At 37.1% G+C, this 19,584-nt stretch carries 22 protein-coding genes, 1 pseudogene, 1 riboswitch and 1 other annotated feature; of the genes and pseudogenes, 11 read left to right on the forward strand and 12 right to left on the reverse strand.

All coding sequences use genetic code 11. The features are described 5' to 3' along the window. Positions 1 to 66 precede the first annotated feature (66 nt). Positions 67 to 1,035 (forward strand): ring-cleaving dioxygenase, encoded by a 969-nt coding sequence (locus tag ACX9YW_RS16480; RefSeq protein ID WP_460348408.1) that lies wholly within the window; start codon positions 67 to 69, stop codon positions 1,033 to 1,035. Positions 1,036 to 1,152: 117 nt separating this feature from the next. On the opposite strand, the gene ACX9YW_RS16485 is transcribed toward ACX9YW_RS16480, so the two are convergent. Continuing rightward, complete coding sequence (locus tag ACX9YW_RS16485; protein WP_460348410.1) at positions 1,153 to 1,590, reverse strand: MarR family winged helix-turn-helix transcriptional regulator; 438 nt, start codon at positions 1,588 to 1,590, stop codon at positions 1,153 to 1,155. Positions 1,591 to 1,729: 139 nt separating this feature from the next. Between ACX9YW_RS16485 and ACX9YW_RS16490 the strand changes: the two genes are divergently transcribed. Both ACX9YW_RS16490 and ACX9YW_RS16495 read left to right on the forward strand, forming a co-directional pair. After that, on the forward strand, positions 1,730 to 2,224 hold the full coding sequence (locus tag ACX9YW_RS16490; RefSeq protein ID WP_460348412.1) for a CarD family transcriptional regulator: 495 nt from the start codon (positions 1,730 to 1,732) through the stop codon (positions 2,222 to 2,224). A 252-nt stretch (positions 2,225 to 2,476) separates the two neighbouring features. Beyond that, positions 2,477 to 3,337, forward strand: coding sequence for a CPBP family intramembrane glutamic endopeptidase (locus ACX9YW_RS16495; protein WP_460348414.1), 861 nt, complete (start codon positions 2,477 to 2,479; stop codon positions 3,335 to 3,337). Here ACX9YW_RS16495 and ACX9YW_RS16500 read toward each other — a convergent pair. Both ACX9YW_RS16500 and ACX9YW_RS16505 read right to left on the reverse strand, forming a co-directional pair. Next, positions 3,334 to 3,720: a rhodanese-like domain-containing protein gene (locus tag ACX9YW_RS16500; protein ID WP_460348416.1), complete on the reverse strand. Its 387-nt coding sequence runs from the start codon at positions 3,718 to 3,720 to the stop codon at positions 3,334 to 3,336. The genes ACX9YW_RS16495 and ACX9YW_RS16500 overlap by 4 nt on opposite strands. A 173-nt stretch (positions 3,721 to 3,893) precedes the next feature. Next, positions 3,894 to 4,091, reverse strand: coding sequence for a hypothetical protein (locus ACX9YW_RS16505; RefSeq protein WP_460348418.1), 198 nt, complete (start codon positions 4,089 to 4,091; stop codon positions 3,894 to 3,896). 245 nt (positions 4,092 to 4,336) lie between these two features. On the opposite strand from ACX9YW_RS16505, the gene ACX9YW_RS16510 reads away from it, so the two are divergent. Next, on the forward strand, positions 4,337 to 5,317 hold the full coding sequence (locus tag ACX9YW_RS16510) for a D-cysteine desulfhydrase family protein (protein WP_460348420.1): 981 nt from the start codon (positions 4,337 to 4,339) through the stop codon (positions 5,315 to 5,317). Between the two features lie 117 nt (positions 5,318 to 5,434). Here ACX9YW_RS16510 and ACX9YW_RS16515 read toward each other — a convergent pair whose 3' ends face one another. Beyond that, the gene (locus ACX9YW_RS16515) at positions 5,435 to 5,839 is read right to left on the reverse strand and encodes a hypothetical protein (protein ID WP_460348422.1); all 405 of its coding nucleotides are present in this window, start codon (positions 5,837 to 5,839) and stop codon (positions 5,435 to 5,437) included. Positions 5,840 to 6,130: 291 nt separating this feature from the next. Further along, positions 6,131 to 6,348: a binding site (T-box leader), on the forward strand. A 56-nt stretch (positions 6,349 to 6,404) separates the two neighbouring features. Between ACX9YW_RS16515 and proS the strand changes: the two genes are divergently transcribed. Beyond that, entirely contained in the window at positions 6,405 to 7,841 is a 1,437-nt protein-coding gene (proS, locus tag ACX9YW_RS16520; protein ID WP_460348424.1) for a proline--tRNA ligase, read from the forward strand. 271 nt (positions 7,842 to 8,112) lie between these two features. Further along, positions 8,113 to 9,813 (forward strand): TRAP transporter substrate-binding protein, encoded by a 1,701-nt coding sequence (locus ACX9YW_RS16525; protein WP_460348426.1) that lies wholly within the window; start codon positions 8,113 to 8,115, stop codon positions 9,811 to 9,813. 100 nt (positions 9,814 to 9,913) lie between these two features. Here the strand turns inward: ACX9YW_RS16525 and ACX9YW_RS16530 are convergent, their stop codons facing one another. The 4 genes from ACX9YW_RS16530 to ACX9YW_RS16545 all read right to left on the reverse strand — a co-directional run bounded on the left by ACX9YW_RS16530 (position 9,914) and on the right by ACX9YW_RS16545 (position 11,820). Beyond that, positions 9,914 to 10,153: a YusG family protein gene (locus tag ACX9YW_RS16530; protein ID WP_460348428.1), complete on the reverse strand. Its 240-nt coding sequence runs from the start codon at positions 10,151 to 10,153 to the stop codon at positions 9,914 to 9,916. Between the two features lie 13 nt (positions 10,154 to 10,166). Continuing rightward, complete coding sequence (locus tag ACX9YW_RS16535; RefSeq protein ID WP_460348430.1) at positions 10,167 to 10,523, reverse strand: carboxymuconolactone decarboxylase family protein; 357 nt, start codon at positions 10,521 to 10,523, stop codon at positions 10,167 to 10,169. Positions 10,524 to 10,646: 123 nt separating this feature from the next. Next, on the reverse strand, positions 10,647 to 11,075 hold the full coding sequence (locus ACX9YW_RS16540) for a DUF2383 domain-containing protein (protein WP_460348432.1): 429 nt from the start codon (positions 11,073 to 11,075) through the stop codon (positions 10,647 to 10,649). 259 nt (positions 11,076 to 11,334) lie between these two features. Continuing rightward, positions 11,335 to 11,820 carry a DinB family protein gene (locus tag ACX9YW_RS16545; protein WP_460348434.1) on the reverse strand — a complete coding sequence of 162 codons (486 nt, stop codon included), beginning with the start codon at positions 11,818 to 11,820 and terminating at the stop codon, positions 11,335 to 11,337. A 259-nt stretch (positions 11,821 to 12,079) separates the two neighbouring features. Here ACX9YW_RS16545 and ACX9YW_RS16550 point away from each other — a divergent pair, with 259 nt between their 5' ends. Next, positions 12,080 to 12,769, forward strand: a complete 690-nt coding sequence (locus ACX9YW_RS16550; protein ID WP_460348436.1) for a hypothetical protein — start codon at positions 12,080 to 12,082, stop codon at positions 12,767 to 12,769. A 159-nt stretch (positions 12,770 to 12,928) separates the two neighbouring features. Here the strand turns inward: ACX9YW_RS16550 and splB are convergent, their stop codons facing one another. From splB to ACX9YW_RS16570, 4 genes are all read right to left on the reverse strand, one after another. Next, positions 12,929 to 13,957: a spore photoproduct lyase gene (gene splB / locus ACX9YW_RS16555; RefSeq protein ID WP_460348438.1), complete on the reverse strand. Its 1,029-nt coding sequence runs from the start codon at positions 13,955 to 13,957 to the stop codon at positions 12,929 to 12,931. After that, entirely contained in the window at positions 13,954 to 14,217 is a 264-nt protein-coding gene (locus tag ACX9YW_RS16560; protein WP_460348440.1) for a transcriptional regulator SplA domain-containing protein, read from the reverse strand. The genes splB and ACX9YW_RS16560 overlap by 4 nt, the downstream gene beginning before the upstream one ends. Positions 14,218 to 14,323: 106 nt before the next feature. Continuing rightward, positions 14,324 to 15,277 carry a UV DNA damage repair endonuclease UvsE gene (uvsE, locus tag ACX9YW_RS16565; RefSeq protein ID WP_460348442.1) on the reverse strand — a complete coding sequence of 318 codons (954 nt, stop codon included), beginning with the start codon at positions 15,275 to 15,277 and terminating at the stop codon, positions 14,324 to 14,326. A 98-nt stretch (positions 15,278 to 15,375) separates the two neighbouring features. Continuing rightward, on the reverse strand, positions 15,376 to 15,957 hold the full coding sequence (locus ACX9YW_RS16570; RefSeq protein WP_460348564.1) for a YdcF family protein: 582 nt from the start codon (positions 15,955 to 15,957) through the stop codon (positions 15,376 to 15,378). A 332-nt stretch (positions 15,958 to 16,289) separates the two neighbouring features. Here ACX9YW_RS16570 and ACX9YW_RS16575 point away from each other — a divergent pair, with 332 nt between their 5' ends. The 4 genes and pseudogenes from ACX9YW_RS16575 to ribH all read left to right on the forward strand — a co-directional run bounded on the left by ACX9YW_RS16575 (position 16,290) and on the right by ribH (position 19,510). After that, complete coding sequence (locus ACX9YW_RS16575) at positions 16,290 to 17,228, forward strand: HD-GYP domain-containing protein (protein WP_460348444.1); 939 nt, start codon at positions 16,290 to 16,292, stop codon at positions 17,226 to 17,228. 81 nt (positions 17,229 to 17,309) lie between these two features. Next, positions 17,310 to 17,453, forward strand: a riboswitch (FMN riboswitch). A gap of 218 nt (positions 17,454 to 17,671) precedes the next feature. Next, positions 17,672 to 18,322, forward strand: coding sequence for a riboflavin synthase (gene ribE / locus ACX9YW_RS16580; RefSeq protein WP_460348446.1), 651 nt, complete (start codon positions 17,672 to 17,674; stop codon positions 18,320 to 18,322). A 58-nt stretch (positions 18,323 to 18,380) separates the two neighbouring features. Further along, positions 18,381 to 18,986 (forward strand): annotated as a pseudogene (ribB, locus tag ACX9YW_RS16585) (3,4-dihydroxy-2-butanone-4-phosphate synthase); the annotation flags it as partial. A gap of 56 nt (positions 18,987 to 19,042) precedes the next feature. Beyond that, positions 19,043 to 19,510, forward strand: coding sequence for a 6,7-dimethyl-8-ribityllumazine synthase (gene ribH / locus ACX9YW_RS16590; protein ID WP_460348448.1), 468 nt, complete (start codon positions 19,043 to 19,045; stop codon positions 19,508 to 19,510). Positions 19,511 to 19,584: the final 74 nt, after the last annotated feature.

Below are 19,584 nucleotides of genomic sequence, written 5' to 3' on the forward strand. Positions count from 1 at the left end.
TCTTCCGAAGAAACTTACAATATATTTAGGATTAAATGTAAAAATAACGTTAGAGGAGTGATGGAAATGGAACTATTGGGCTTACATCATGTATCTATATTGACAGGAAAAGCTGAAAAAAATTATGACTTCTTTACACAAATATTAGGAATGAGATTAGTCAAAAAGACAGTTAATCAAGATAACACTGAGTCCTATCATCTTTTTTATGCCGATGCAGAAGGTACACCGGGGACTGAAGTGACGTTCTTTGACATTCCTCACCTTGGTAAAACTTACAAAGGAACCTCAGATATTTCTACCGTATCTTTACGGGTTAAAAATTCTGATTCATTGTTATTTTGGAAAGAGCGTTTTCGACAATATGGGGTCGAACATGATGAGATTCAAAAAAGAGCTAACCGCGATACATTGGCATTCAGAGATTATGAAGGGACTCGCTTAATTCTAGTAGCCGATAATAGTGAAAAAGGTGTAAGAGCAGGGATCCCATGGCAAAAGGATGATATACCACTCGAACATGCCATTATTGGTTTAGGACCTGTAACGCTCACAGTTTCAATGTCAGAACCAACCATTGGCGTTTTAACAGAGGTGATGGGCTTTCGCTTCGTCGGTTCCTATCCGTCACTTGAAGGAAATTTTCCCGATATCTTGATTTATGCAACCGCTGAAGGCGGCAGCGGTGCGGAAGTTCATATTGAAACAAGAACGGATTTGCCAAGAGTTCGCTTAGGGCGCGGTGGTGTTCACCATGTGGCATTCCGTGTTCCGAATGAAGAAGAATACGACCGTTGGGCTAATCGTTTAAAGGAATACCATTTACCAAATTCAGGGGAAGTGGAACGCTATTACTTTAAGGCCTTATATTTCAGAGAACCGAATGGCATATTATTCGAATTATCAACTGACACACCAGGATTTGCGACCGATGAACCCATGGAAACAATGGGAGAAAAACTAGCCCTCCCACCATTTTTAGAACCGAAACGAAACGAAATCGAAGCCAAATTACGTCCGTTAAACTTAAATTAATCGGGTGCCTGTCACCGAACTCCTAATAAATGGAAGTGAAGCGGTACTTGTCACCAATCTCCTCTATGACAAAATGACAATGAAGTGGTTATCTGTTGTAGAGGAGTTTTTATTAACTTAGTCCTGCGATAGACCCCAGTCTATTTTGAGGATTTCTTTTAAAAGTAAGACTTTTTCGGATCCAATTTGTTTGGCTATTTTTTCCTCAAGTTTTGCCTTTAGTGCCTGATTTTCCTCATAGCAGGCTTCACCGAATTTACTTAGGCGGACAGATTTCTCTTTCTTGTTGCCTTCCGCATCACGGATTTCAACCAATCCTTTTGACTCCAGACTTTTAATAAATTTATGAGTAGCCTGTCGAGAAATATTTACATTTTTGGAGACATAGGCAATCGTAGGTTGTTTTTGATAAATTCTAGCCATAATAAACCATTCCGAGTTTGAAATATATAGATCATGCGTTTCGTTCCATCTCTTTTCAATTCGATTACGAAGTTGGAAATGACGCTCACTTAAAAGATCTAACAAGTCCAAATGTTGAAATTCATGATTCAAACGACTCACTGCTTTCTGTTTTTTACCGTTACTATACAAAAAGGTTATTATGTTGTCAACTAAATTGACGAAAACATCAAATCGTGGTAAACTAATTTTATCAACCTAGTTGATGATAAGTGAAAAAGGAGCCATGATAATGTTTACAATTGGTGAGGTTATTGTTTATTCAGAACATGGTTTATGTCGAGTGGATGATATTCGTGAAAAAACGATTTCCGATGAGACGAAAACTTATTACGAATTGCATCCTTTAGATCAAGAAAATTTAATCATCAGCGTACCCATCGATAGCAAAAAAGTGTTAATGCTAAAGACGTTGGATCGTGAAAGTGCTTTAGAAATTATTGCCACTTTTCAACAACCGGGCATAGAGTGGATTGACGACCCTAAGCTACGCAGTCGAAAATATAATGAACTTATCCATTCGGGAGACCGAAGTAAGATAGCTAGGATTGCCAGTACCTTAATGCGTAAAAATCTCGAAATGAAGGCGAATAGTAAGAAACTATACGATCAGGATCGCAAGCTTTTACAGACCATCCAAAACATCTTGTTTCATGAATTAGCATTATCGTTGGGAACGACTGTTGAAGAAATAGATGGGCGGATTGATCAACTCCTAATTGGATAAATAAAAGAGCGTATTTTTGGCCGTTTCTTTGGTCAAAAATACGCTCTTTTGATTTGTGAAGCATATTTTTAAAATCCAATTTATATAGTTTTAAACAGGCCGATCGGAACTAAACAGGAAAAATCCTCTGGGCAACTTTTCGTATTTACGCATCTTTAAGTATGAAATTGTATTGATTTGTTAGCTAATCGTGACAGAATTCAGAATAAGATCTAATAATATAGTAGTATCCTTACTGAAGGAGGGGGGAAAATGCCAAAAACACTCACTACAGGAAAGGCAATCGTAGGGATCGTTTTGTCTATAGTACTATTATTCTTAGCCCAAGGTCTTTCAAGTCTTATTTACTTGGCTCCAATCTCAAGAATGGTATCACCCATTATTTTTGCGGTATTATATGTCATGTTATCGTATGTGGGTGCTAAAATTATCAGCGAAAAGATTCTAAAGCTATGTTTGAATGAGAGCCGAATAACTAGATTTGGCCTAAGCTGGAAATGGGTGGTTGTTTCGCTTCTATTACCGCTTATCGTTAGTGCCATACTGCTGTGTACTCCGGGAAAGTTTGTCGTCAATGAAATTCCTGCTATTCAGGTAATCGAAACATTGATAACAGCCATTTTTGTAACTGGGATAGGTGTTGGTATCGCAGAAGAGATCATCTTTAGGGGGCTAATGATGCACTCTTTTGAAAAAAGATGGGGAAAGGTCGTGGCTATTGTCGTGCCTTCTGTCTTTTTTGGCTTACTTCATGCAATTGGCGCAAACCTCCAGATGGTTGATTTGCTTCTTTTGTTCATCGGAGGAACCAGTGTTGGGATCATGTTCTCGCTCATCGTCTATGTAAGTGGATCTATTTGGAGTAGCGCAATGGTACATGGTATTTGGAATATCATCATCATAGGCAATATTTTGAAAATTGGAAAGTCCAATCATGATGGTGCCATTATGTCCTATACATTACTGTCCAAATCCGCTTTACTAACCGGCGGAAGCTTCGGCGTGGAAGTTTCCATCATTGCAATTTTGGGATATATAAGTGTAATAACAATCCTATTATTAAACGGTGCCTGTCACCGATCTCCTAATAAAAGGAAAAAGAGCCATTCTTAATGTGAGGGCTCTGGCTCAATTTCAATTTCATATGTCCAGTTGTTCATACCGCCAGTCATGTTATAGATTTTTGAGAATCCGTTTTTTACTAAAATGTCACTGGCTTGCTCTGAGCGATTTCCACTTCTACACACGACTAAATAAGTAGTTTCTTTATTTAGTTCACTTAATCTATTTTCTAATTCTTGTAATGGAATAAGGGTGGAATTAGGAATGTGGCCTTCTTGAAATTCATCAGGGGATCTCACATCTAACACAGCCACTTCTTTGTTATCGATTAACCGTTTCGAATCTTCGGTAGATACATTCTTATAACCTGCATTACCACACGCAGTAAGGAAAACCAATACTCCTAAAAATAAAAGGTTAACTATTTTTGTCATTATTAAAAACCACCTTAAAATGATATGACCCATTTTCAATATTACCTAATCGCGTCCTATCGTCAATCCATCATATTAAAATGAAATTGAACTTTTTTAGAACAATACATTAAGGCGAGGTGTACTTCCATACCTTCGTCAGGAGTAACCTACTCCTTTATCGCTGGTACAAGTCAACCACCTTCTATACAAGTTTTAGGAGAACTGCCAATAGCCGAATTCAGTTCTTGAAGTAGTAATGGTAATATTTCGTCTTCAACCAATATTTCTAAAGATTGCCTTTTTAATGGTACTTTATATTTTTTAAAAACTTCAGCCGTAATTCTCCAAATTTCAACAATTGCTTCAGGTGTCATATTTGATTGAATCACTACAAAGCTACCCCCTTTGGTTTTATTGTATCATCTAGTGACATTATTAAGAATCCGAAAATTAGAAATTGCTAAGCTACTTTGCAAGTCTTAAGAAAAGTAATCAGAACAGGGTCGGGAATATGTTAATATTAATTTGCAAACAAGTAGAAGTGACTTTCAGTTCGTTTCAAGAGTCTGTCTATTATTCGAATTTAAAAAGTCTAGCAGAAGAAAAAACGCGAGGAAACCAAGGGGGTATAAAAATGGAACGCCTACATATCGCAAATCTACCGACTCCAATTCATAAATTAGATCGACTTAGTGCAGAATTGGGAGTTAATCTATATTTAAAACGGGATGATTACACAGGTACAGAGATTAGTGGAAATAAGGTACGGAAGCTTGAGTTTTCAGTGGCAGATGCACTTCGGCAGGGGTGTGACACATTGGTAACGGCGGGGGGAATCCAATCCAATCATTGTCGGGCGACAGCGGCTGTTGCTGCAAGGTTAGGATTAGGTTGTGACCTTGTCGTGAGAGGTGAAATTCCGGGCCATCATGAAGGAAATTTATTTTTGAATCAAGCTTTTGGTGCCCGTGTCCACCTGATTACACCCGAGGAATCTAGAGAAGACAAAATAGTTGAAGTTGTAGAAGACTTAAAATTACAAGGTTATAAACCATATGTCATGCCAGTAGGCGCATCAAATGCGGTAGGTTCCTTGGGATATTCTGCAGCAATCGAGGAAATTGTAGCCCAGGAAAACGATATGGGGATTCAGTTTGATGTGGTTGTTATTGCAGTAGGTTCAGGTGGAACATATGCCGGGCTTTGGTACGCCAATCAAAAACTAGGAACTCCAAGAAAAATAGTTGGCTACGCGGTTGACCAAAGTTCTAATGCCTTTGTCATTTCGATTAAAAATATCCTTAAGGAAATGTATCATAACGAAGGATTGGAAGCACCAGTAGAGTATAACGATATCTTGATAAATGACCAATATATTGGCAACGGTTATGCCAAAAGCGCACCAAAGGAGCTGGCCTTCATCATGAAAACAAGTCGCGAGCACGGATTCCTTCTTGACCCAGTTTATACGGGTAAGGCGTTCTATGGATTGGTTTCTGAAATACAAGATGGTCGTTTCATAGATGCTAAAAACATTCTTTTCATTCATACTGGTGGTCTGCTAGGATGGACGCAAGAACAGAGAGATAATGCATTGAATACGACCTTGTCATAAAGAGCCAATCTCTACTTCGATATACCCAATCAATCATCGAAAAATGGTATAGAGATTCACTCTCTATACCAAAATCAATTTATTAAAAAGAATGCAAAACTAGTAATCTCTCATATGCTATGCTTTTAGAATCTTAGTTGCCTCAACATAACAACTCTTTTCCGCATCCCAATCATAATAGCCGTCCTTTATTTCAATCGAGGCAGGGTAGGTGGAATGAATAGACTTTACGTTCCATCCCGCGTCATTAACCTCTTTCATTAAAAATTCATCTAGCTCAATCTTATTGATCAACCGGCAAACATGAGATAACGAGATATTATTATCTGATTGGAGTATGAATTTCTTCATAATGGAATCCTTGAATGGGATGTTATATTGAAGCATGATTGTAAGATCCCTCAGGTAAAGGACCCCGAACACATTTTTTAACTTTTCAGAGCCCATTTTCAATTCTCTTTCAGCTATCCAATCTTGTAAGTTATTTAACGGATTGTAGATAAAATATATTTTTTCAAACATACATCATTCTCCATTCTTATAATTAGCAGGACCTTTTATACATAACATTGTTCCCTGATTTGTTTGACAACCTGGTTGACTAAATATATTTTAACTGAATTCGATAACAAATGTCAATTTAGTTGACATTTTTATACAGGGATAACTTATCTTGTTATATAAAACAGTTGCATCTGTTAATATTGCTGGCGGAAGGATAGGCGTTAATAAAATCAGGCACAATCTTTTAATCCAGTTGACACTTCATTGAAAGTCGTCTAATATATGTGTTACCATAATATTGAATAAAAATATCAATCAATGAAGTGATCAAGTAAATAAGGATTGTGAAACAGAAAATATAGCCATGGCTGAAAGCTATATCACCTCTTCTTATTGAAACCTACCACGGAGATGTTAGGAAAAGCTAACCGAGTCGTTTCGTTAAAAACGTTAGAGGACTTTAATAAAGGTTATTAAGGTCGAACTAAGGTGGTACCACGTCTATTAAGCATAAGGACGTCCTTTTTGGAGGACTTCTTTATGCTTTTTTTATTTTTCAAAAAACTTCTAGGAGGAAAAGTCAATGTCACAAAACACAAATGATTTTACAAAATGGTATATTGATACCATTCAAAAAGCTGATTTGATGGATTACACGCCAGTTCGCGGTTGTATCGCTTTTAAACCGGACGGCTATGAGTTATGGGAACATATTCAGGCAGAAATGGATAAGCGCTTTAAAGAAACGGGCCACCGCAATGCTTATTTCCCAATGTTAATTCCAGAATCGTTCTTCCAAAAGGAAAAGGATCATATTGAAGGGTTCTCTCCAGAATTACCTTGGGTTACAGAAGCTGCTGGCGAGCAATTAGAAGAGCGTTTAGCACTGCGCCCAACTTCTGAAACAATGATCGGTCATTTGTATTCAAGTTGGATTAAGAGCTACCGTGATCTTCCTGTTTTAATTAATCAATGGGCTAACGTATTCCGTTGGGAAAAGAAAACTCTCCCATTCATCCGTACTTCTGAGTTTTTATGGCAAGAAGGTCATACAGCTCACGTTGATGAAGAAGATGCACGTAAAGAAACAATGCAAATGTTAAACATTTACAAGGAAGTTGTGGAAGGATTATTGGCAATCCCAGTTTATGATGGCCAAAAAACTCCATCTGAGCGCTTTGCCGGTGCGGTCGATACCTACTCGATTGAAGCGATGATGAAGGATGGGAAAGCGGTGCAAGCAGGTACTTCTCACTACTTAGGTACAAAGTTTGCGGAAGCTTTTGAAATTAAATATTTGAATAAAGAAAATAAACACGAATATGTCCATACAACATCTTGGGGTTCATCGACACGTTTGATCGGATCGGTGATTATGGTTCATGGTGACGAGCAAGGACTTGTTTTACCACCAAGAATCGCACCAACTCAGGTTGTCCTGATTCCAGTTGGTCCTTGGAAAAAGAACCCTGCCATTATCGAGAAGTTAGATGAAATCTTTGCCGCTTTAAAAGCAAAAGGAATTCGTGTTCGTTTGGATGATTCTGACCAATCACCAGGCTTTAAGTTTAATGAATGGGAGTTAAAGGGTGTTCCTGTTCGCATTGAACTTGGACCTCGTGATTTAGAGAATAATCAAGCTATCATGAAGGCCCGTGACGAAGCGGATAAAGTGACCGTATCTTTAGAATCCATTGTAGAAAGCATTGAAGGTGAGCTTGCGACGATGCAAACTCGCCTATTCGAAAAAGCTAAAGCTTTCCGTGCTGAGCATTCACATACGCATATCGATACGATGGAACAGTTGGAACAGCATTTGGCGGATTCTGACGAAAACGGAAACATCCCTGGTTGGATTTTAGCTGGCTGGTGTGGGGACGATGCCTGTGAAGAAAGCGTGAAAGAAAAAACAAAATTCACAACCCGTAACATTCCATTTAATCCACCAACAACAAAGCACACTTGCCTGAATTGTGGAAAAGAAGCCCAGCATACCGTTTGGTTTGCTCGTGCTTATTAAGCACATAAACAAATGATTTTTAAGACCTTCCCCCTGTGGAAGGTTTTTATTTTTGGCTGTGTTAATGTGGACAAAGTTGTATTTTTGCACCTGCAGCGGAAATCAACAAACTACTTAACACAGCCTATTTTTTGACTGCCTTTATGCTTATAAGGTTTCAATTATTAGCATTTCTCTAAAACTATTTCAGGAAAATAACAAATGATGTACAGAGAACAGTGATCTTAATATATACTAGTTTATGATAGTTTATTGAAAGTTGGAGGCTATAATGTTAAATAAGCTGAAAGAAATACTGAGACCTACTAATCTCCTAGTGACCCTTGCTCTAATTGTTTCTCCAATCATTCCCATGGCCTTTATTAGATCGCTTAATCTAAGAATAGCGGAACCGGATACATTAGCCTATTTTGGGTCAATATTAGGAGGAATATTAACCCTTATAGGGGTGTCCTTAACTATAAGACATTCTGATAATTCCTATAAGAAGGCCTATCAAAAGGAACTAGAAAGAGAATTTATTCAGTCTTTTCCTCAAAAAATAGAGGCGATAAATAACGTAAAAATAGAAAGTGAATACTTTCTTTCTGAATTTAAATCCATGATTAGTCCTTTTATGGAACATCCGGAAGAAATAGAAACTAAATATGAGCCACTTAAGAATTTAAAAAATTCGTATAGTAACAAACTTTTGCCAGAGGCAGCCAAGCTAGACGGTCGTATTTATGTAGAAGTACTACAATGTTTCGAGGAAATGGATCATTTTAATAATTTTATCCTTGATAAAAATCGATACATTGAATGTCATAGTCTTGATATGTTTAAGGAAGAAATGAAAGTAAAGTTTGCACAGGCATGGCTAAATATCAATCGTTCCATCGATAATTTTGATGAATATCAAAAAGCAATTGGACATTACTTTACAACAATCACCAAAGATAAGAATCTTTGGATGATCAATCCAGCGATTAATCAACAACAGAAACAAATAAAATTGCACGATAAACTTTTATCTAGAGTAGGTAAATCTGCAGGAATGAAAATGAAGATCATTGCTGCCCATAATCAAACTTCTACGGATAATCCTTATCAACTAGGATTGCAAAAGTTTAAAGAGGAAGTAGAAAAATTATCGAGTAATACCATTCAAGTTGAAATTCATCCTGGTACATTAGGAACGGATGAGATTGAATTACTAAACAAGCTTCAAAAGGGAACCATCGATTTAGTTATTGTTTCACCAAACGTTATTTCTAGGATGGGGATTCCAGAACTCGATCTTTTAACAATACCTTATCTTTTTGAGAACTATAATCATTGGGAAAAAGTAGTGGACGGAAAGGTTGGAGTAACCATTTCAAACCTTGTTAAAAGAAGATCCAACGATAGTATGCAAGTCCTAGGTTACTTCACTGCCGGGGTTAGGCACTATTATGGGAAGATGCGCATTGGTGGATTAGATGATTTAAAAGGGATGACTATTCGAACACAGACGTCTGGTGTTATAGCTGAATACTTAACAAAAATAGGAGCAATTACAACATCTATCGTTTGGGGAGAAATATATCAGGGACTTCAGCAAAGAAAGATTGATTTTGCAGAGAATTCGTATCCTTACTTTGTTCAACAGCATCATCATAAAACAGTCAATGGAAAATACATCACAGAGACAGGTCACGAGTACACCACTCGCTTATTATTAATGAATGGAAATGTTTATAGCGCATTATCAAGAACACAAAAAAAAGTCATTCTGGAAGCAGCAAAAGCAGCGGTCTTCGAAGAAAGACGAGTATTATTTGAACAGGAAGCTGTATATAAAGAAATTGCACTACAAGAAGGTGCGGAAATACATCCTGTTGATCTCTATCCTTTTAAACAATTTGTCGAGCCTATCCAGCAAAAGATTGCAAAGAATATTGAAATGGAGAATTTGTTAGAAACAATAAAGGAATTAAAAAGAACCAGTTAAGATTGGAGTGTGCCGGTCTCTATACTACTAATTTGAAAATGGTATAGAGCCGGTCTCCAATTTTTATTTTTTCAACCGTTCAAGTTCCTTTGCAACTAAACTAACACCATCCCCCATCATCACAATCAGTATATTTAGCATCAGGGTGATGGGTAGTTGTTACATGTTGATAAATCTTTTGAGTATCCTCTTCGAAATGGTGATCTAATTCGTATTGAATATTTTCAGGAAGTCTTATTTTCCCTATCGGGGCTCCCTCCAAAAATAATTGAATTTCTCCATCATTTAATTTCGCTGTTACCCTGTCTGTCACATCAATTTTATCTTGTCTCAATGACATATAATCACCTTTTTTAATTTACTGGTTGGAAGTCCTTTATGACCTGTTGGACTAAAGTTACCGCCTGACTCATTACCGCACCACCACCAAATGCAGCACTAACACCTATCGCCTCAAATATTTCATCCTCGGTACACCCTTGATCAATGCATCCCTTTAGGTGATAAATCATGCAATATTCATCCTGTGCATGAATACTGATGCCTAACGCAATTAGTTGCTTTTCCTTTTTGCTTAGCTTGCCTTCCTGAAAGCAAATCTCAGTAAATTCATTATAAGCTCTCGCTAGCTCCGGCATTTTTTGAGTGAATGTACCCAGACCTTGTTTATAATTTAACAGTGATGCTTGCGACTGATTTTGCGCTTCCAATTTAATTCACTCCTTTTAAGGGTTTTCTTATTCGATAAATGAACAAGAATGTTCATTATATTTTTATCTATTTAATTGATTAGATACTAGGGGGGAATTTCCAAATAGGAAAATCAACCTTATTTAATGAAGTAAATTTCTCAACTGAGAAACATGTTTACGGTTAGTATCAATCACTTCTTCAACGATACGCTTAGTTTCAGGATCTAAATCTCCCTTAACGAGTTCCTCTGCGTAATGGACACCATAGGTTTCATTTCCTTGTAATGCATCCTCAATAATTTCCCTCGTATCGTCTGAGAGAGTTAATTTATGTATAAAAGAATGCATCGAACCGGAAAAACCTTCATCATCTGCTGGAACACCGTCTAAATTTTGAATTCGTTCTGCTAACGTTAGGGCATCTAGTTTTACTTCTTGCTGCATAGTTTGAAATTGTTTTTTTAAATCATCATTGTTTACTTTTTGTATATAATGCTCTAGGGCTCGAATTCCCATATACGTACCCCTAAGTAATGTATTTAATTCCTCAACGACCGTCTCATTTTTCATGTAAAATCACATCCATGTATACTAAAATGCGGTAAGAATTGGTCCTACCAATGTTTACCGTAGTGCTTCCTGATGTATCATTCCACGATAATTTCACCAAAAATCAGAAATAATATTCTATAAACACGAATACCAAAACAAGCCATAAAAAAATGGTATAGAGAGAGGGTCTCTATACCAAAGTTATCCAAAACATCCCTATAAAAAACAATCGTTGGAATTGCTGGGACGTAGCATTGTCAAAGCAATAGCAATACACTTATTTATTAGAAGCAGTGATTAACCCACGTCCAATTAAATTGGCCGATACAGGCTTTTTCCCAAGTTCCCTTGCCCAGATTGATAATTGTCCTATATGGTGAATTTCATGGGCAATGATATGACGTATTACCTCACCCCAAGTATCCGTTACGATTCTTCCATCAGGTAGGGTATCGTAAAATAATTGATTCTCCATACTATCATCCCAGTTGTTTACAAAATTCTCCACTTCCACTCGGAATTCAGAATCCAATTTTCGAACGAGGTCCAAGCTTTTAAAATCATCAAAATTCTCCTGGAAATCTGGATTGCCTTGGATAATGCGTATCCAGCTCCATTCCACATCGACTATATGGAAGAGGGTTTGTAGGATACTGCCTACACCGCCAGTCCTTGTTTGAAGCAGTTCCTCTTCATTTAACTCTTCACACCATCGATACCATTCTTCTCTTACCATCCAGTTATATTGAAAAAATGTTTTCAAAAGCTTCCCTCCGTATTTTTGACAAATGATTTTGGAATTTCAACAAAATTAAAAACTAGAATTACTTATTCAACTATCCCAGCTTAAATTCCTTCTTCGTGTACCTTTTTATGTTTACTCTAAAAATAAACCTAATATGAATAAGGAAGTTAGGAATATTCTCGGTTGTCCAAAAAAATAAAGGAATAGACAAGTACCCAAACCATAAATCTACATAGTTCATACATTACTAGTAATTACTAAAAAAAGAGGGAGATTTATGGAACAGTTTAAAGATTATGAAGAGCTGTTAGGTATTAAATTAAAGCCAAGAATAACGATTGTTTCCATTGTCTCTGCTCAATTAAAAGGAATGGACTATTTTAAGCCATATCAAAATGCACAAAGAATATGGAAAGGAATTTCGTTTGAGCATATAGGGTGGATGCGGCTGAAGACAAGTATTAAATCTACTAACATTGGTCAAGAATCGCTATATAAAAATGTAAAATTAAAAGCACTATATGATCAGGTTATAGAATATTTTTTAATAAGAAAAGTAAGACCTGATGTCATCATTATCTATCTACCTGGGGTGGGATTTAAGGGGATAACCGGTGGTCTTGCTCTTGCGTATGATACCAAAAAACCTCCATACTTAATTGTCGTCTCCGAAAGTGCAGGCGATTACCCGTGGGTGGTTGCACATGAAATAGGTCACGTTTTATATTATTCAAATAGGTATCATGATAAAAAAGATCCTAATCCATATTTACTAGTAAACGCCAGGGGAGAGCCAATTAGAGACAAACAAGGGAATCTAAAATATGATCATGCCCATAATAACAATAAAAATAATATTATGTATCCACGGGCTTCTAAATCTACCATACCGCCTAAAGTAACATCTGCTCAATTGAAAAAAGCTAGCCAGAGTTATCTATTGAAACGTATCAAGCTAGTCACATGATGTGGAATGCATAATGATTAAGAGATCCGAATTGTAGCTAGTCGATTTTGGGTAATTGGAAATTGAAAATATTAACGCTGCACAATAGGTGAAGGGGACGGAGGTGATCCGTCTCCCTTTATTTTGGGGTTAGTAGGTCCATCAAATTACTGTCATTGTTTAGGTAAAATACTCTAGTTTTGCATTTGGGAAGAATTTTTCCATGTAGGAATAAAGATGAGTTTTAATATCTTCTTCCTCTTCTTTTTGATAAATGTATTTGCCAATCCCGTATTTTCCCCACTTATACCTTCTTTTTTCTTCGTCTAATTCTAATTTTGTCATTGGATAGTTTTTTTCAATAACTTTCTTTGCTGGTTTTGTAAAACGATGTTGGATAAATTCAAATGTTAAATCTTTCTTTGCATCAGGAGGTAATTCTGCTTCCAATCGTTCAAACATGCGAAAATAACCATCTTCCCATCCATCATGGAGGTAAATAGGAGCAACGATAAAACCAAGTGGATAACCGGCTCTTGCAACTTTTCCCGCAGCTTCAATTCGCTTCTCTAATGGGGAGGTCCCAGGTTCGAAGTTTTTGATGATATAATCAGCGTTTACACTAAATCGAAATCTCGTTTTTCCATTATGTTTGGCGTCCAAAAGGTGGTCGACATGATGAAATTTGGTTACAAATCTCAATTTCCCATATTCCGATGTGCCAAAATGTTCAATTGCCCTTTTAAGAGTATGAGTTAAATGATCAATGCCGACAATATCTGAGGTACAAGATGCTTCAAACCTTGTCATCTCCGGGGCCCTTTCTTTCATATATTGATCCGCAGCATCAAGAATTTCCTCAACATTTACGTAGGTGCGAATATAAGGTTTACTCCCCATTGTCGTTTGTAAATAACAGTAATGGCAATGCCCCATGCAACCTGTTGCAAATGGAATCGCATATTCTGCTGAAGGCTTTGACGTGTCAAATTTAAGTGTTTTGCGGACACCCACTACTAGTGTGGACTTTGCTACCCGATACTTTTGGAAGTCATTTTCCCCTGGCAAGTTCCTTACCTGATTATGGGAGGTTGTATATCGTATTTCAACATCCAGCTTTTCAAATTTCTCGAGTAGCTGTTTTCCTAATGGATAGTCTAGTGCTTGAGGTTCGAAATAAATAAGCTTTGGCGTAAATGGTTTATTCATTCCAGTATCCCTTCTGAGGCATTACCATAATAGTAATTGTAGGCTTGATTTGCCTCTTCCTCTGTCGAATAAACAGCCATATCGCTTGATAATGGATAATACGTCTCATATAAAAATAAAGCCAATTCATTTTCTTTCTCGGGATTGTTAACAACCGCTGCTGCCTGGATATTCGCTACATCCTGAGTATGGGGATTTCGATAAAATACGTAAACGATATCTCCAGCTTGGTAAGTTTGGTTCTGATGATATATGTCCATTCGATTCACCTACGTAAAAAGATTTATTATTAAGATTTTGCCTTTCGTTCCTGAAATTATGTAGGTGAATATAAAAAATCGACTAATGCTAGGCACTGGTCGATTGTTACCATTCCAACACTGAACTCGAAATTCGTTTTATTCCCCTAATTGTCGAAAGCTCTTCGATCAGTTTTTGCATGGCAATATTCTTTTGTTTTGCTTCAATCATTATGTCAAAATCCTGATTAAGTGCCTTAGCCATTTTTAAAAAAGGTAAGATAAAATCTACCGAGACAAAATCGGCGTGTGCTCGATAAGCTTGCTCTGACTTTGGGGAAGAAAGGTGAACTTTCGGTATGTTGTTAGTAGCATTCCATGTATGAAAAATGCGTTCTAAATAATTGGCGAGGTCAAGCTCCCCTTTATTCGCCATATAGTGATGATAATCAAGGATCATCGGAATGTTTTCCTTTTCGCATGTAGCAAGTGTTTCACCAACATTATAGGTCTTATCATCATTTTCTAGTGTCATCTGTTTTTTTATTTCAAATGGCAATTGGGTTAGGTTTTTATGAAAGCGGGATAATGTTTGATTCTTATCTCCATAGGCGCCGCCGATATGAATATTAATGATTCCGGTATCGAGAGCATTCATTGCTCGGAGCATATTATAATGATATTCCATATCCTTCACCGCATTCCTTGTTACTTCTTCACGGGGACTTGTGAAAAGGGTAAATTGACTGGGATGAAAGCTCACGCGGAGCTTAAAGTTTTGGACCAGTCTTCCCAATTCATTCCATTCGTATTTAAATGGAGTGATGAAATCCCACAGTACTTCTGGATGAGTTGCAAGGGGGACGAGTGAACTAGAAAACCGATACAATTCGATTTCATGGGCGATATTATAATATAAAATTCTTCTCGTGTTGGCTAAATTTTGTGCGGTTACGGCTTTAAGCTTTTCCATTCTCTCGTGTATGGGAAGGGCGGAATATCTGGAAAAAGTTAATGTTTTTGAAGGACTTGCTTCCCATAATCCAAGTGCATTGGCTACATACCCAAATCGAATCTTCATCTACTTATCCCCTTGAATTTCAGTAAATAATGCTCCTCATATTTTTAACTAATCTACTTTTTATTATACTGGTGTAAGGTTATTCGTCACTGTGTTTGTTATTTAATAGATTTATATAACCAATACTTTGAAATCGCTAAATATTCTCTAGTATACGACTTGAATATAGCTACAGTTGGGGTTCTGGCTGGAAGGCCTTCTAATTCTAAGCCATGATCTTTGGCAATCATTTTAGCCCGAAAAAGATGAAAATCATTCGAAACAATAATCCCCTTTTCGAGGTTATGGGGAATAAGTTTCTTGGAAAATTTGATGTTTTCAACAGTACTAGTCGACCTATCTTCTAAAATTATTCTTGATTCATCGATACCTTGATACATTAAGCCTTGTTTAATGGCTTCAGCTTCGGTCATTTTCTCCTCTGGACCTTGACCCCCTGATGCCACGGCAATGGTTTGTGGGTTGTGCTTTAAATAGGTAGCTGCAGCATCAATTCGATATTGCAGTGACAATGACGGTGTTGTGCCATTCACTCTTGCTCCAAGGATAATGATATACTCTGCCTGGTCAGAAACTTTTAGTTTCCCGTGTTCCCTTATTTTTATATGAAGATATCCAAAATACGCTGTAAACGTAAATAGAAGCAGGAAGGAAAACAACATCCATTTTCTTCTTTTAATCATTTCCTCAATTCCTTTAATAAAATATTCTGATGCAACTTGGTTGAAAAAAGGGAATTCCGTCAACCACAGCAAAACGAATGCATTTTCCCTTATATTATCATCTAATGTCATCTCTTACTATAAATACATAAAAGTGTTCTCAAAGCCAGATGGGCCAGATGTCTGGAGAATGAACAGGAAAAGGGTGTATAGAAATATTGTCAAAACAGTCCTATACATTGAGAAATGACTCGTTTTTGGAGAAATTGGATATGTTATTTTTAGTGAGTGGGAAATATCCTACGATAGGGTAAAAGAGCTAATGAAATAAACATGAAAGGATCTTTTTCTTGAAAACAAAAATTCGTATATCTGGCTTTAATCCCCGAAAGAGTCCAATTTTCATATTTCTTGGAATGATATTATTTCCTCTTGGAATTCTCATCGATAGTACGATTTTTAAAAATAGTACATTAATCTTAACTTATGTCCCATTCATGATTATAGTTGGCCTGGTTTTTCGTTCTTATATAATCATTATCCTCCTCTCTCTATTGACAGCCTGGGTATTATATTATAATTCGGTCCATAGATGGACGATTGAATTATTTATTTTTGCATGGTTTTGTTATTTTCTACTTGCATTTACCGTAAAGGTTCTAATGGACAAAGTACGAAATGAACAAGATACACTGGTAAATTTGATAATAACTTTGGCGGTGTCTTTGGATGCTAGAGATCGTTACACTGCCTCCCATTCGAAAAACGTCGCTTATTATTCACAGGAAATCGCAAGAGCTATGAAATTAAGTAAAAGAATCTGCGATAATCTTTATATAGGTGGGCTTTTGCATGATATAGGGAAAATTGGAGTTCCTGAATCAATTCTAAATAAGCCTTCCAGGTTAACAGATACGGAGTATAATCAGATCAAGCAACATCCCAGAATCGGTTATGAGATTTTAAAGAATATCCCTTACTTTAATAAAAATGGCATATTGGACATGGTGTTATTTCACCATGAAAAATATGATGGAACAGGATATCCTCATCAAAAGCAAAAGGAGGAGATTCCATTGGTAGGTAGAATAATTGCCATTTCAGATGCATTTGATGCCATGACATCCAAAAGAGCGTATCGGACAAGAATGGACATTGAGTACGCATTTGATGAAATTAAGAAAGGAAGAGGAACACAATTCGACCCTCAAATCGCAGATGTTTTTCTTGAATTAGTCCAAAACGGGAAAATACTAATACCTTACACAGAAGGTGAAAATGAAATTTAGTTTCAAGCATGGGTGTACCCTTATCAAGCGATAGCTTGTAGAAATTTAGTTATTCTGATATGATTTTTTCTAATTGAATAGAATTTCCTTCGGGGTCGGGTGTAAGTCCCAACCGGCGGTGATGAGGGTGACCTCTTAGTCCGTGACCCGGGTTCATAAATGAGCACGGTGGATTTGGTGAAATTCCAAAGCCGACAGTGAAAGTCTGGATGGGAGAAGGAATAGATAAATTGTTCAAAAAAAACTATTTTTGACGTTTATTTGTGTTGCTTTTTTCTCCCTTGCCAATAATGGTAAGGGATTTTTTATACGGAGAACTTATAAAGAAAAATCGTACATGCCCTCTTTTTAATCACCAAAAGACCCTAAGGAGGAAAAAATCCTATTTACATTAAATCTGTATTAAACTAACTTCAAGCCTCTAAAAAAGGAGGGAAACCATTATGTTTACCGGAATCATTGAGGAATTAGGGACCATTCAAAAGATACAAGCCCACGGGAATACGTTAGTTTTAGCGATAAAAGGAAGGAAGGTTCTTGACGACTTAAACCTTGGAGACAGTGTTGCAGTGAATGGTGTCTGTTTGACCGTAACTGGGTTTAACAAGGATTCCTTCCTTGCGGATGTCATGCCTGAAACCTTTCAAAGTACATCCCTTTCCGATCTACAGCAAGGCTCGCTTGTGAATTTAGAACGAGCGATGAGCGCAAACGGTCGGTTTGGTGGACATTTTGTGACTGGACATGTTGATGCTATCGGGCAAATTGTTAAACGAGAACCAAAAGCGAATGCTATTTATATTGACATTATTTTCCCTAAGGAATTTTTACACCTAACTTTATATAAAGGATCAATTGCCATTGATGGTACATCCTTAACCATATTTGGGATTCATAATCACACTGTTACCGTCTCCATCATTCCTCACACTGTGAAGGAAAGTGTCCTAGGTAATAAAAAAATCGGAGACAAGGTGAATATTGAATTCGATATGATCGGAAAGTACCTCTACTCCTTTATGGGAAAAAATGAACAACATAAGCAAGAAAACAGGATTTCTGTAGATTTTTTAAAGGAACACGGGTTTATGTAGTAGTTCATTCTGATGGCCAAATGATGCTTGAATTTTATCATGAAAGGAGTAATAACTCATGTTCCATAATATCGAGGATGCTTTAGAGGACTTAAAGGCGGGAAAGGTCATTATTGTTTGTGATGATGAGGATCGTGAAAACGAAGGGGATTTTGTTGGCCTGGGGGACTTTGTAACAGCGGAAATGATTAATTTCATGGCTAAAGAAGGTAGAGGTCTCATTTGTGTTCCCATTGCCGAATCTATTGCCGAGAAACTTGAACTAAACCCAATGGTGGCGGTTAACACAGACAATCATGAAACAGCCTTTACTGTTAGTGTTGACCATATTGAGACAACGACAGGAATTAGCGCATTTGAGAGAGCCTTGACTGTTCAAAAATTACTGGATGAAGAATCTGTTCCAAGTGATTTTCGAAGACCTGGACATATTTTTCCGCTTGTAGCAAAAGAAGGTGGCGTCCTCAGTCGTGCTGGACACACTGAAGCGGCCATTGATTTGGCAAGATTAGCAAATTCTAAGTTAGCAGGTGTCATTTGTGAAATTATGAAAGATGATGGAACAATGGCACGGGTAGATGACCTCAAAGAAGTGGCTAGAGAATTCAATCTAAAAATGATCACCATCAAAGATTTAATCCAGTATCGATTGGAGAAGGAAGCACCTAAAAAGAAAATACACACGATCTAAAAACAAACATTTTAAGGAGTGATGCGATCATGAAAAAGGTATTTGAAGGTAATTTAGTTGGTACAGGATTGAAAATTGGCATTGTGGTTGCTCGTTTTAATGAGTTTATTACAAGTAAGTTACTGGATGGAGCAGAGGATGCACTGAAAAGACATGGGGTTAATGATGAAGATATTACTTTGATGTGGGTTCCTGGGGCATTTGAAATTCCTCTTGCAGCAAAAAAATTAGCAGACAAAGGAGATTTTGATGCCGTTATTACCCTAGGAACGGTGATAAGAGGATCTACGCCTCATTTTGAATATGTAAGCAGTGAAGTGGCCAAAGGTGTGGCAAACATAGGGATGCAAAGTGGCGTTCCGATTATCTTTGGCGTCCTAACAACAGACTCCATTGAACAAGCGATTGAACGAGCTGGTACAAAAGCCGGAAATAAAGGCTATGAAGCAGCAGTTGGTGCAATTGAGATGGGGAATCTTTATAAAAACTTCAACTAAATCTCAATTCCCTTCAGATTATTGACTATTTTCAGAAAAATAAACCAAGTCCTTTGTCTTTGAGACAAAGGACT

Source organism: Pseudoneobacillus rhizolycopersici, from assembly GCF_054786815.1.